This is a genomic window from Micromonospora sp. NPDC000121 (assembly GCF_042899165.1).
Lineage (GTDB): Bacteria > Actinomycetota > Actinomycetes > Mycobacteriales > Micromonosporaceae > Micromonospora.
In genome coordinates, this window is sequence record NZ_JBIAZP010000004.1 from 368,790 (window position 1) to 381,140 (window position 12,351).

Below are 12,351 nucleotides of genomic sequence, written 5' to 3' on the forward strand. Positions count from 1 at the left end.
GTCCCCCAGCGGTCCCCGTACGGGCCGTTCCGAACCCGGCCCCCTGCGAGGAGCGCCGATGTACGCCCTGCTCCTGCTGCTGCTCTTCCTGCTCGAACTGGCCGTACTGGCGGTCGGCGGCTGGTGGGGCTGGTCGTGGGACGTCGGGACGCCCGCCCGGCTGGCCGCCGCCGTCGCCGTGCCGCTGCTGCTGGCCGCGCTCTGGGGCGTCTTCGGCTCGCCGAAGGCCCGGGTGCCGCTGCCGGCGGCGGGCAAGCACGCGTTCCAGGCCGCCTGGTTCGTGGCCGGCGGCGCGATGCTCGCCCTGCGCGGCTGGCCGCTGGCCGGCGTCGTGCTGGTCGTCGTCTGGGCGTTCACCGTCGCCCTGCTCCGGCGGTCGGGTCGCCCCGCCTGAGCCGCCCAGGTGGGCCCGCCGGCCCGCGCCGGCACGGGTGCCCGGCGCGACGCGCCCGGGTGCGGCGTCGCGCCGTGGCGGTGGTCGCCGGGGCGGCCGAATGGTCGTACCCTTCGCCGGGTGACTGACGGGCAGCCCGTGGCGGACGGCCGGCCGACGGCGGACGACGCGGGCCTGTCGACCGTGCCCACGGCGTCGGCCGAGCCCGGCCCCGCCGCGGTGCCGCCCGGACGGGCGGCGCGGCGGCTGTGGCCGCTCTGGGCGGCGCTCGCGGCGGTCGTGGTGATGGTCACCTGCGGCCTGCCCACGGCGTTCCTGGCCGGCCTCACGCGCGACGACGCCCGGCCGCTGCCGGGGGCCGTCGGCGCCCGGGCCGACGACCCCGCCACGCGGGCCGCCCGCCAGCTCGGCGAGCGGATGACGGCGGAGCTGGCGCGGCAGTCGGCGGCCCTGCTCGCCGGGGACCGGGCCGGGTTCCTGGCCGTCGCGGAACCCGCCGCGCACGCCGACCTGCGCCGCCGGTACGCCGCGCTGCGGGCGCTGCGGGTGACCGCCTGGCAGGCCGAGGCGACCGGCCCGCCCACCCCGGTCGAGGGCCGGCCCGGCGAGTGGCGGTTGCCGGTCGAGTTCCGGTACTGCTTCGTCGTGCCGGACTGCCGCACCAGCCGGGTGCTGACCGCCACCCGCTGGCGGGCGGGGGACCGGCCCCGGCTGCTCGTGGTGGAGGCGTCCCGGTCGGCGGAGACCGGCGCCCGGCCGTGGGAGGTCAGCGAGCTGGTCGTCGCCGTCGGCGCGCGCACCCTGGTGGCCACCACCCCCGCCCTGCGCCGGAAGCTGCCCGGCCTGCTCGCCCAGGCCGAGGCGGCCGCCACGGTCGCCGACACGTACGCCGTCGGCGGCCGGCGGCCCGACCGGTACCGGGTGTTCTACGCGGGCCGCGCGGAGTGGCAGCGCTGGTACGGCGGGGGCCGGCCGAAGTGGACCGGCGGGTACGCGGTAACCGTCGGCGGAGGCCACCACGAGGTGGTGCTCAACGCCGACGGGCTGGTGTCCAGCGGGATCGACGACCTGCTCCGGCACGAGCTGACCCACGCCGCCTCGCTGCCCGAGCGGGGCTACCCGGGCGAGGGCACCTGGTGGCTGGTCGAGGGGCTGGCCGAGCAGGCCGGCGCCGACGGCCAGCCGGTCGACCGGTACGAGGGACTGACCGAGGTGCGGCGGCTCACCGACGGCGGCTGGGACGGCCGGCTCGACGGCCTCCGGCCGGCGGACGACGCCCCGGCCGAGCGGGTCAGCGGCAGCTACGGCATCTCCTACCTGGCCGTCCGGCACCTGGTCGACCGGTTCGGCCCGGAGCGCCTGCTGGCCTTCTTCGCGGCCGTGGTGCACGAGCGCCGCCCGGTGGCAGACGCGGCCGAGGCGACCTTCGGCGAGCCGTGGAGCACCCTGCACGACGAGTGCGTCGCGTACGTCCAGGCCGTGGCCGCCTGAGCGGCGCTCGCGGAACCCCGTCCGGACGACGCGTGGTGGCCGACGACGGCGCAGCCCAGGGGCGGTGCGGGCCGTTCATGATCGACCGCTGTCGGGCGGCGCCGGCCGACCTGACACACTGGTGCCCGCTCCCAGCGCGGAGCCCCGGTCCGCGTCCGGAAGCGGCCCGGGGCACCCGCCCGGTGGTTCCGGTGGCGCCGCCGGAACCACCGGGCGCCTTCCGCGCGACGGGGCGGCTCGGGAGGGTGGCGAGGCGTGTCGGAGCGCCGGGCCCGCTGCGGGCCACCGGCCGCGCGCGCTGACCATGCTCCGCTCCCGGCGGTCGCGCCACGCGGCGCGACGAGGACCTACCGGACGCCGGGCGCAACAGGTTCGACAATACGTAGCCGGTCGGGTGGACCGGCCCCGCGAACCATGATCAGTTGTACGAAGGGATCGCGCCGGTCACAGCCGCCCCGCTACCGTACTGGTAACACGCGCGTCGCCGGTCCGGGCGGGGAGGATCCCGTCCGGTGGCACGCGCCGGGCATGGGATGGGTCGGTGAGCCATGGCCGGGTCGCAGTCCGACGGTCGGCTGTCGGAGGTCAAGTTCCTGACCGTCGCCGAGGTGGCGACGGTCATGCGGGTGTCGAAGATGACGGTCTACCGCCTGGTGCACAGCGGTGAGCTCACCGCGGTCCGGGTCGGCCGGTCGTTCCGGGTTCCCGAGCACGCGGTGCACGAATACCTGCGGGGCGCCTTTCAGGAGACCGCCTGAGCCGCCCGCGGACCACCCGTCGAGTGCGACGTAACGGGCATCGACGGGGGCGCGTTGGTCCTGCTGACGCTCTCCGGCTACCCTGGACCCGACCGTGACCGCAGGTGCGCCCTGCCGCATTCCCCGCTGGCCCGGTCCGCTGTCCGCACGCGGTCGTTGACGGCACCCGGTTGTGGTGTCATCCGGTCGCCCCGCATGTTGCATCGAAAGGCTGTCGTATGGGCTCGGTGGTCAAGAAGCGCCGCAAGCGCATGGCTAAGAAGAAGCACCGCAAGCTGCTGCGCAAGACCCGCGTCCAGCGTCGCCGTCTCGGCAAGTGACCGGCGCCGGGCCGCTGCCCGGCACCCGTCGTCACTTGCCCACTGTCGACCCTCGGAGGCTCAGGTGATCAGGCCGTGGATGTCCCGGCTCGATCCCGCCTGCCGGGGAAGGTGCGCGACATGACCCCCGGTGGCACCCCAGGTGCCCCGGGGGTCGTCGTCGTGACCGGGGTCAGCCGCTACCTCGGCGCCCACGTCGCCGCCCGGCTCGCCGCCGACCCGCGCATCGAGCGGGTCATCGGCGTGGACCCGCCGGAGCCGGCCGCCGAGTTCACCGACCTGCTCGACCGCGTCGAGCGCGTCCGCGTCGACGCCGGCTCGCTCGGCGGCCTCCTCGCCGACCTCGACGTCGACGCCGTGGTCCACCTCGCCCTCGTCACCGCCCCGGACCAGCAGCACGGCGGCCGCGCGGCGATGAAGGAGCAGAACGTCATCGGCACGATGCAGCTCCTCGCCGCCTGCCAGCGGGCGCCCCGGCTGCGCAAGCTCGTGGTCCGCTCGTCGACGGCCGCGTACGGGGCGTCGTTCCGCGACCCGGCCGTCTTCACCGAGGAGACCGAGCCGCGCGAGGTGCCGCGCGGCGGCTTCGGCCGCGACATCCTCGACATCGAGGGGTACGTCCGTGGCTTCCGCCGTCGGCGGCCCGACGTCACCGCGACGGTGCTGCGCTTCGCGCCGTTCATCGGCTCGACCGCCGACACCACCCTCACCCGCTACTTCTCCCAGCCGGTCGTGCCCACCGTGTTCGGCCGCGACCCCCGCCTGCAGTTCCTGCACTTCGACGACGCGCTGGAGGTGCTGCACCGGTCGATCGTCGAGGACCATCCGGGGACCTACAACGTGGCCGGTCCCGGGGTGCTCTCCCTCTCGCAGGCGATCCGCCGGGCCGGCCGGGTCGCCGTGCCGGTGCTGGAGCCCGGCCTCTCCGGGGCCGTCGCGTTCGCCCGCAACCTCGGCTTCGGCCGCTACGGCCTGGACCAGGTCGACCTCTTCGTGCACGGCCGGGTCGTCGACACCACCCGCCTCGAGCGGGAGTACGGCTTCACGCCCCGCTCCACCGCCGCCGCGTTCGACGATTTCATCCGCGCCCACCACGGCGGCGTCGTGGTGACCCGGGACCAGTTGGCGGCCGCGGAGCACCTCGTGCTGGAGGGGATCCGGCAGGTCCGGGCCGCCGTGCGGGAGCGCCGGTGAGCGAGCCGGAGGAGCGGCGCGAGAGCCGCTACGACGTACCGTTGACCGTCGTCGATCCCGGCGCGGAGCCGGCGCGGGCGAACGGGCGGCGCCGGGCAGCCGCCACCGACGAACCGGACACCGCCGCCACCGACGAGCCGGTCGCGGTCGCGGCCGGCAGCGGTGACGAGTCCGGCGGGCCTGCCGCGCCGGGCGCCACGGAGGCCGACCGGCCCGGCGGAGCCGGGGACGTGCCGGCCACGGCCGGGCCGGCGGTGCCGGACCGGCCGGGCGACCACTGGGACCGCCGGGTCGCCAGGGGCCTGGCGTTCCTGCGTCGCCGGCTCTCCGGCGACTACGAGGTCGACGAGTTCGGCTTCGACCCGGAGATCACCGAGGCGGTCTTCCACCCACTGCTGCGGGTGCTCTACCGGGACTGGTTCCGCACCGAGGTCACCGGCCTGGAGCACGTGCCCGTCGACGGGGCCGGCCTGGTCGTCGGCAACCACTCCGGCACCGTGGCGCTGGACGCGCTGATCCTCTCGGCCGCCCTGCACGACCAGCACCCCGCCCACCGCTACCTGCGACTGCTCGGCGCGGACCTGGTCTTCCGGATGCCGGTCGTCTCCGAGATCGCCCGCAAGACGGGCGGGACGGTCGCCTGCAACCCGGACGCGGAGCGGCTGCTCGGCAGCGGCGAGCTGGTCGGCGTCTTCCCCGAAGGCTTCAAGGGCATCGGCAAGCTCTACTCCGAGCGCTACAAGCTGCAACGCTTCGGCCGGGGCGGGTTCGTCTCGGCGGCGCTGCGCACCGGCACCCCGATCGTGCCGGTCGCCATCGTCGGCGGCGAGGAGATCTATCCGATGCTCGCCGACATCAAGCCCCTGGCGCGGCTGCTCAAGCTGCCCTACTTCCCGGTCACCCCGACCTTCCCGTGGCTGGGGCCGCTGGGCATGGTGCCGCTGCCGAGCAAGTGGCTGATCGAGTTCTGCCCGCCGATCCCCACCGCCCACCTGACGGACTCCGCCGACGACCCGCTCGTGGTGTTCAACCTGGCCGACCAGGTGCGGGAGACCATCCAGCAGACCCTGCACAAGCTGCTCGAACGCCGGCCGGACCCGTTCGGCCCGTGACGCGGGCGGCCGGCGCCGTCAGCCGTCGCGGCGGCGTCGGTGCAGCGCCACGCCGGCGGTGACCGCCCCGGCCAGCAGCCCGGCGGCGGCGGTGGACGGCACCACGATCTTCGCGGCGCGCCGCCCGGTGCGGAAGTCGCGTACCTGCCAGCCGCGCTGCCGGGCCTCCCTGAGCAGGGCGGCGTCGGGGTTCACCGCCACCCCCCGACCCACGGTGGAGAGCATCGGCAGGTCGTTGCAGGAGTCGCTGTAGGCGGTGCAGCGGGCCAGGTCCAGCCCCTCCACCGCCGCGAGCTGGGTGACCGCCTCGGCCTTGGCCGGGCCGTGCATCAGGTCGCCGACCAGCCGGCCCGTGTACGCCCCGTCGACCACCTCGGCGACCGTGCCGATCGCGCCGGTCAGGCCCAGCCGGGCGGCGATCACCCGGCCGATCTCCACGGGGGCGGCGCTGACCAGCCAGACCCGTTCGCCGGCGTCCAGGTGCCGCTGGGCCAGCTGACGGGTGCCGCCCCAGATCCGGGGGGCCATCAGCTCGTCGAAGATCTCCTCGGCGAGGCGCTCCACGTCGTCCACCCGCCAGCCCTCGACGAACGCGAGGGCGGCCTCCTTGGCCTGTGACATGTCCCCGGGGTGCTCGGTGGCGAGCAGCCGGAAACGTAGCTGCTGCCAGGCGAACCGGGCCAGGTCGGTCGTGGTGAAGTACTTGCGCGCGGCGAGGCCCCGGGCGAACCAGTAGATCGACGCGCCCCGCATCATCGTGTTGTCGACGTCGAAGAAGGCCGCCGCGGTCGGATCCGGCTCCGGCGGAGCCAGGGGTGCCAGGTCGGTCTCCGCCCAGCCGGCGGTGTGACCGTGGATGTCGGTGCTGACCGTCACCTTGCGGCTGCGGGCCACGCGACCTCCCTCTGCTGACCGGGCGCGGCGTGCGCCTGCCACTGGTCGAGGGTAGCCGGGCGACGGCTGCCGACGGTTGCCCGGCGGGTGAACTGTGGCGGACGGCGCGCCGGTCGGGTCAGCGGCCGCCGGGGCAGGTGGCGGGGGCCGGGCCCAGGGAGTCGCTGCCGACGGGGGCGGGCAGGCCGCAGGAGATCGCCGCGCGGAGCGCGTCGGAGCGCTTGCGGACCGCGTCCAGCAGGGCCAGCGAGCGGCGGGTCCGGTCCCGATCGGCCCGGGTGCCGGCGTCGAGGAGGCCCCCGACCGCCCGCCGCTGCCCGGTGAGGAAGGAGTTGACCGCGTCCAGCGCCGCCGGGTCGGAGCGCTGCACCGCGGCGGTGGTCAGCAGGCGTACGCCCTGGCGGGTGTCCGCGTCCATGTCGTCCAGCACGGCGCTGTAGCCGTTCCGGTCCCCGCGCAGCGCGGCCGCCTCGGCCAGCCGGGTGCGGGCGAAGTCCAGGAAGAGTTGGCCGCGGCTGATGTCGGAGCTGGTCAGCGCGAGCTGGGCCCGTTCCGTCGAACGCTTCATGCCGTACAGCGCGTCACCGGGGACCGCGTTCTCGCTGGCGGCGGAGATGCCGGAGAGGGCGACCGCGCCGGCCGCGATGCCGACCAGGATGGCGCCGCGGGCGCGGGCCCGGCGGGCGGTGACGGAGGGCAGCAGGCGGCTGCGGCCGGTGTCGGCGGCGGCTGGCTCCGGCGCGGCGGCGGTCGCCGGGGCGCCGATGCCCTCGCGTTCGGCCGTGGCCAGCAGCATGGCGCGCAGCCCGGTGCGGAACTCCGGGTCCACCTCGACGTCCGGCGGGGCGGCGCTGAGCCGCTGCCCGACGGCGACGAGCGCGGCGAGCTGGTCGTCGGCGCGGGAACGGACGTGGTGTCGCCGGCCGCCGTTGGCCTCGTCGAGAAGCTGCGCGAAGCGCTCCGCGCGCCGACGGGAGAAGAGGTCGCTGTCCACCGCAGGCACCTCCTCTCGCTGGTCACGGCCGGTCGGCCGCTGTCGTCGCCAGCGACCGGTGACGGCGTGACACCACGGACGAACGTCGTGGGCGGCCACGCTGCCGGACCTCGGGACCCGGGGGATGCCGGGGCTACCACCGGTCGCACCCGGAGAAACGGTCCGCACCGGGCATGGGTTACGGGGCCGCCGGGGGCGAAATCACGGAAAGTGATTGTGGTCACGGCGCGGAACGGGCAGCGAGGTGGGACGAACGGGGACCGGCGCCGGTTGGACTTTCCGGGCTGGACGGCCGCCTTCGCGTACGGGTGACGTCGACGGGACTACGGTTGGAAGCCGTCCGGCAGCAGCCGAGCCAGCGCCCGTACCGCGCGGTACTGCAACGCCTTGATCGCGCCCTCGTTCTTGCCCATCGCGCGGGCCGTCTCGGCCACGGAGAACCCCTGCAGGAAGCGGAGCACGATGCACTCCTGCTGCTCCGGGTTGAGCTGCTTGACGGCGCCGAGCAGGGCCACGTTGGTGATGTGCTCGACGACCGCCGCCTCCGGGCTGCCCTCCGGGCCCCGGTCCTCGCGGTCGGCGTCCAGCACGTCGCCGGTGGTCACCTCCAGCCGGTAGCGGCCGGACTTGAAGTGGTCGGCCACCAGGTTGCGGGCGATGGTGACCAGCCACGCGCCGAGGTCCCGGCCCTGCCAGGTGAAGCTGCCGATCCGTTTGAGGGCGCGCAGGAAGGTGTCGGAGGTGAGGTCCTCGGCGAGCTGGCGGTTGCCGACCCGGAAGTAGACGAACCGGAAAACCGTGTCGACGTACCGGTCGTAGATCAGCCCGAACGCCTCGGACTCGCCGGCCTGGGCGCGCTCGACCAGGGCCCAGACCTCGGTCGCCGGGTCGGACGGGTCCGGTCGACTGGGGAAGCCCGTCGAGGCGGCGGGGGCGGCGGCGGTCGCCGGCACCGCCGGGATCACGGCCGTCTCCGCGGCCGACTCCTCGGACGCCGTCGACGGTTCCGCCGTGCGGCGGCCCTGCGCCGGCATGGTGGGCCGGGCCGGCACGACCACGCGGCCGCCGGCCGGCTTGGCGTTGCCCCCCGGTGTCGCGGGACGCGGCGGCGGCTCGTTGTGGTGCGGCCGGTGGCGGATCCGGCTCGACGTGCCCTCGCCGCGGATCGCGAGGCTGCCCGTGTCGTCCAGCGGACCCCGGACGGCGGGCCGCTCGTTGAGCGGGGCGCGGGTCGCCGGGTTGGTCAGGCCGAGCGGCCGTTCCGCGTAACCGAAGGTGGTCACCGCGCCGCCTCCGTCCCGCCGGTCACGGGCCGCGCCGGTCGGCGCGTCGCCGCCGCGCCGCCACCCGGGCGGTCGGGCAGGGCTGGCTCGGGGCGTGCCGACGGGCGGCAGATCCCCTTGAGGTGCTGGTCCAATGCGCTCACAGGCACGGGGGCCTCCTCGGGCTGAGGGGTGTCGACTCACGGCAAATGGGGTGAGCCGACCCGAGTGATGATAGGGCCAACGTCACCCGCGCGTGGCAAGTCCGTTACACAGGGCGGAAGTATTTCCCGCCGCGTCGCACAGCTGGCGGACCGGTTGTCCGTCGTGTGCGGTTGACTTTCGGATTGCCGCGTGATCCCGAAGGGACTTCCAGCTCAGTGGGCACGCGGGCGGGCCCGCGACGGCCCGGCGGCGCGGGGGTCGACTCAGGACCGTCCCGCGTGGGGAGCGTGTCGGCGTGTCCCGTACACGGGACTTGATCCGTCCCGTTCGCGCGCCCCGGAGTGTCCTGTCGACGGGACTCGCCGCGGCTCGGCGCGCCCGACTTGCCCTCGGGTGCGGCCCGTGCCGTCGCGGGCATGGCCCGAGACCCGGTGCTGTGCCAGACTCAGCCACCGTGCAGGACGCATCCGACCGCATCGCGTCGAACCTCGCCGACCGGGTCCGCCGGGCGGCCGCCGCCCACGGCGACCGACCCGCGCTGCACTGGCGCGAGCGGACCCTGACCTGGTCCGAACTGGACGCCTCGGTGACCGCTGCCGCCCGGGCGCTGGCGGACCTGACCGGGAGTCCGCCCGCCGGGGCGGTGCCGTCCGCCGCCGTCGACCGGCACCCGCCCCGGGTCGCCATCGCGCTGGGCAACTCGCCGGACTTCGTGGTCGGCTACCTCGGCGCGCTGCGCGCCGGGCTGGTGGCGGTGCCGGTCAACCCGGGCCTCACCGCCCCCGAGCTGCGGCACGTGCTGGCCGATTCCGGCGCCTCGGTCCTGATCGGCACCGACCGGGTACGCGACCTCGTCGCCGACGTCGCCGGGGAGCTGCCCGCGCTCGCCGCCGTGCACGCCGCCCCGCCGGTGGCGGACGGCGGGGGCCTGTTCCCCGACCGGGGCGGCGACGACCTGGCGGTGCTGCTCTACACCTCGGGCACCGAGGGGCGGCCGAAGGGCGCGATGCTCACGCACCGGGCGCTGGCGGCCAACCACGAGCAGGTGGACCGCATCGACCCGCCGGTCGTCGGCCCGGGCGACACCGTGCTGCTCGCGCTGCCGCTGTTCCACGCGTACGGGCTGAACTCGGGGCTGGGCGCGGTCGTCCACCATGGCGCGACCGGGGTGCTGGTCGACGACCTCGGCCCCGACGCCGGGCTGGCGGAGATCGCCCGCCGCCGGGTCAGCGTGCTGGTCGGCGTACCGTCGATGGTGGCCGCCTGGTCCACGGCGGACGCGGGCGCGGTCGCCGCGGCGATGGCGTCGGCGCGGCTCGTGGTCTGCGGCGCGGCGCCGCTGGAGCCGGCCGTCGCGGCGCGCTTCGCCGAGGTCGCCGGCCGACCGGTGCACGTCGGGTACGGCCTGACCGAGACCGCCCCGGTGCTCACCTCCACCCTCGTCGGGGGCGAGCCGAAGGCCGGCTCGGTCGGCCGCCCGCTGCCCGGCGTCGAGCTGCGCCTCGTCGGGACGGACGGGGCCGACCTGTGGCGCGACGGCGTGGCCGAGCCGGACGACGACGCCGACGAGCTGGACCTCTCCGACGCCGCGCCGGGCACCGACCCGGGCCAGATCGTGGTGCGCGGGGCGAACCTCTTCTCCGGGTACTGGCCGGACGGCCGGGGCGGGCCGGACGCCGACGGCTGGTGGGCCACCGGTGACGTCGGGTACGCCGACTCCGACGGCGACCTCTTCCTGGTCGACCGGATCGGCGAGCTGATCCTGGTCAACGGGTTCAACGTGTACCCGCGCGAGGTCGAACTGGTGCTCTCCGCCCACCCCGGCGTGGCCGAGTCGGCGGTACTGGGTGTGCCGCACCCGCGGACCGGCGAGACTGTCCGGGCGTACGTGGTGCCGGCGCCGGGGCGCCCGGTCAGCGGCGAGGAGCTGCTCGCCCACTGCGCCCGCAACCTGGCCAGGTTCAAGTGCCCGACGGCCGTCGAGTTCGTCGACGAGCTGCCGCACTCGGTGATCGGCAAGGTACGCAAGACCCTGCTCCGGCCGGCGTCGTCCCCGGCGGCCCCGGTGCCGTCCCCGGCGGCGTCGCCGGAGACCCGCCCGCCGGCCCCGGCCGGCACCAGCACCACGGAGGAGACCGATGCGTGAGCCGCGACTCACCCTGATCACCCGGCCCGGCTGCCACCTCTGCGAGGACGCGAAGACGGCGCTGGACCGGGTGGTGGCGGTCACCGGGGACCGGTGGACCGAGAAGGACGTCACCGACGACATCGAGCTGGAACGCGAGTACGGCGACCGCCTGCCGGTGGTGCTGCTCGACGGCAAGGAGCACGGCTACTGGCGGGTGGAGGAGGAGCGGCTGCTGCGGGACCTCACCACGCCGCAGCTGTAGCGTCGCCGGTTATGGTGCTGCGATGACCCCTGCGCACCGCCACCTGGTCTGGGACTGGAACGGCACCCTGCTCAACGACCTCGACCTGGTGGTCGCCTCCACCAACGTCGCCTTCGCCAGCGTCGGCGGGCCCGCGGTGACCGCCCACGAGCACCGGGTCAGGTTCCGCCGGCCGATCGCCGAGTACTACGCCGACGTGCTCGGCCAGGCGATCGGCGACGACGAGTTCGGCCGGCTGGACCGGATCTTCCACGACGCGTACCGGACCGGGCTTACCACCTGTGAGCTGGCGCACGACGCCACGGTCGCGATGGCGGCGTGGCAGGGCAGCCAGTCCCTGCTGTCGATGTGGTTCCACGAGGAGCTGGTGCCGACCGTGCGGACGTACGGCCTCAGCGGGCACTTCGTCCGGGTCGACGGGCTGCGGGCCACCGTCGGCGGCGACCGCAAGGCCGAGTCCCTCCGCAACCACCTGGCCGAGCTGGGCGTGGACGGCCGGGACGTGGTGCTGATCGGGGACTCGGTCGACGACGCCGACGCCGCCCTGTCGGTGGGCGGCCGCGCCGTGCTCTACACCGGCGGGTTCACCGACCCGGCCCGGCTGCGCGCCTCCGGCCACCCGGTCGCCGACACCCTCACCGAGGCCGTGACCCTGGCGGCCGCCCTGTCCTGACCGACCGGCCCGGGATCCGACGCGGGCCGGATCAGTTGCGCAGGTAGGCGAGGACGGCCAGGACCCGGCGGTGCTGCTCGGTGTCGGGCGGGAGCTGGAGCTTGGTGAAGATGTTCCGGACGTGCTTCTCGACGGCGCCGTCGGTGACCACCAGGGTGCGCGCGATCGCGGTGTTCGAGCGGCCCTCGGCCATCAGGGCGAGCACCTCGCGTTCGCGCGGGGTGAGCTCGCGCAGCGGGTCGTCGCGGCGGCGCCGGGCGAAGAGCTGGCCGACCACCTCGGGGTCGAGCACCGTGCCGCCGTCGGCCACCCGGTCCAGGGCGTCGAGGAACTCGTCGATCGCGGCCACCCGGTCCTTGAGCAGGTAGCCGATCCCGCCCCCGCCGCCGCCGGTCGTGGCGAGCAGGTCGTCGGCGTACGACACCTCGACGTACTGGGAGAGGACCAGGATCGGGGTGCGGGGCACCAGGCGCCGGGCCTCCACGGCCGCGCGCAGCCCCTCGTCGGTGTGCGAGGGCGGCATCCGGACGTCGACGATCGACACGTCCGGCCGGTGCGCGACGACCGCCGCCACCAGCGCCTCGCCGTCGGCGACGGCGGCCACCACCTCGTGCCCCCGCTCGGTGACGAGCCGGACCAGCCCTTCCCGGAGCAGCACGGCGTCATCCGCGATCACGATCCGCATGGTTGAGTTGTCTACCACG

13 protein-coding genes and 1 pseudogene are annotated in these 12,351 nt (G+C 75.5%); 10 read left to right on the forward strand and 4 right to left on the reverse strand.

The window, feature by feature from the left end; translation table 11 throughout:
• Positions 1-58: 58 nt before the first annotated feature.
• The 7 genes and pseudogenes from ACFY23_RS15250 to ACFY23_RS15280 all read left to right on the forward strand — a co-directional run bounded on the left by ACFY23_RS15250 (position 59) and on the right by ACFY23_RS15280 (position 5,269).
• Positions 59-394: a YrdB family protein gene (locus ACFY23_RS15250; RefSeq protein WP_350684396.1), complete on the forward strand. Its 336-nt coding sequence runs from the start codon at positions 59-61 to the stop codon at positions 392-394.
• Between the two features lie 120 nt (positions 395-514).
• Complete coding sequence (locus ACFY23_RS15255; protein WP_350818970.1) at positions 515-1,885, forward strand: hypothetical protein; 1,371 nt, start codon at positions 515-517, stop codon at positions 1,883-1,885.
• Between the two features lie 28 nt (positions 1,886-1,913).
• Positions 1,914-2,102 (forward strand): annotated as a pseudogene (locus ACFY23_RS15260) (ABC transporter ATP-binding protein); the annotation flags it as partial.
• Positions 2,103-2,433: 331 nt separating this feature from the next.
• A complete protein-coding gene (locus tag ACFY23_RS15265; protein WP_007465625.1) occupies positions 2,434-2,643 on the forward strand; it encodes a helix-turn-helix domain-containing protein in 210 nt (69 codons plus the stop codon).
• A 218-nt stretch (positions 2,644-2,861) separates the two neighbouring features.
• Positions 2,862-2,963, forward strand: a complete 102-nt coding sequence (locus ACFY23_RS15270; protein ID WP_007465623.1) for a 30S ribosomal protein bS22 — start codon at positions 2,862-2,864, stop codon at positions 2,961-2,963.
• A gap of 120 nt (positions 2,964-3,083) precedes the next feature.
• Positions 3,084-4,157 carry an NAD-dependent epimerase/dehydratase family protein gene (locus ACFY23_RS15275; protein ID WP_350685143.1) on the forward strand — a complete coding sequence of 358 codons (1,074 nt, stop codon included), beginning with the start codon at positions 3,084-3,086 and terminating at the stop codon, positions 4,155-4,157.
• Between the two features lie 41 nt (positions 4,158-4,198).
• A complete protein-coding gene (locus ACFY23_RS15280; protein ID WP_387036469.1) occupies positions 4,199-5,269 on the forward strand; it encodes a lysophospholipid acyltransferase family protein in 1,071 nt (356 codons plus the stop codon).
• 18 nt (positions 5,270-5,287) lie between these two features.
• Here ACFY23_RS15280 and ACFY23_RS15285 read toward each other — a convergent pair whose 3' ends face one another.
• The 3 genes from ACFY23_RS15285 to ACFY23_RS15295 form a co-directional block, all read right to left on the reverse strand.
• Complete coding sequence (locus ACFY23_RS15285) at positions 5,288-6,163, reverse strand: HAD-IB family hydrolase (protein WP_350685142.1); 876 nt, start codon at positions 6,161-6,163, stop codon at positions 5,288-5,290.
• Between the two features lie 118 nt (positions 6,164-6,281).
• A complete protein-coding gene (locus ACFY23_RS15290) occupies positions 6,282-7,157 on the reverse strand; it encodes a DUF5667 domain-containing protein (protein ID WP_350685141.1) in 876 nt (291 codons plus the stop codon).
• Positions 7,158-7,480: 323 nt separating this feature from the next.
• The gene (locus ACFY23_RS15295; protein WP_350685140.1) at positions 7,481-8,440 is read right to left on the reverse strand and encodes an ECF subfamily RNA polymerase sigma factor, BldN family; all 960 of its coding nucleotides are present in this window, start codon (positions 8,438-8,440) and stop codon (positions 7,481-7,483) included.
• 598 nt (positions 8,441-9,038) lie between these two features.
• Between ACFY23_RS15295 and ACFY23_RS15300 the strand changes: the two genes are divergently transcribed.
• From ACFY23_RS15300 to ACFY23_RS15310, 3 genes are read left to right on the forward strand one after another with little or no spacing between them, the layout of a single operon-like run.
• Complete coding sequence (locus ACFY23_RS15300) at positions 9,039-10,730, forward strand: AMP-binding protein (protein ID WP_350685139.1); 1,692 nt, start codon at positions 9,039-9,041, stop codon at positions 10,728-10,730.
• Positions 10,723-10,974 carry a glutaredoxin family protein gene (locus tag ACFY23_RS15305; protein ID WP_350685138.1) on the forward strand — a complete coding sequence of 84 codons (252 nt, stop codon included), beginning with the start codon at positions 10,723-10,725 and terminating at the stop codon, positions 10,972-10,974. Before ACFY23_RS15300 ends, ACFY23_RS15305 begins: the two co-directional genes overlap by 8 nt.
• Positions 10,975-10,996: 22 nt before the next feature.
• Positions 10,997-11,647 carry an HAD hydrolase-like protein gene (locus ACFY23_RS15310; protein WP_350685137.1) on the forward strand — a complete coding sequence of 217 codons (651 nt, stop codon included), beginning with the start codon at positions 10,997-10,999 and terminating at the stop codon, positions 11,645-11,647.
• 31 nt (positions 11,648-11,678) lie between these two features.
• Here ACFY23_RS15310 and ACFY23_RS15315 read toward each other — a convergent pair whose 3' ends face one another.
• Positions 11,679-12,332, reverse strand: a complete 654-nt coding sequence (locus tag ACFY23_RS15315) for a response regulator transcription factor (protein WP_350685136.1) — start codon at positions 12,330-12,332, stop codon at positions 11,679-11,681.
• Between the last annotated feature and the right edge of the window lie 19 nt (positions 12,333-12,351).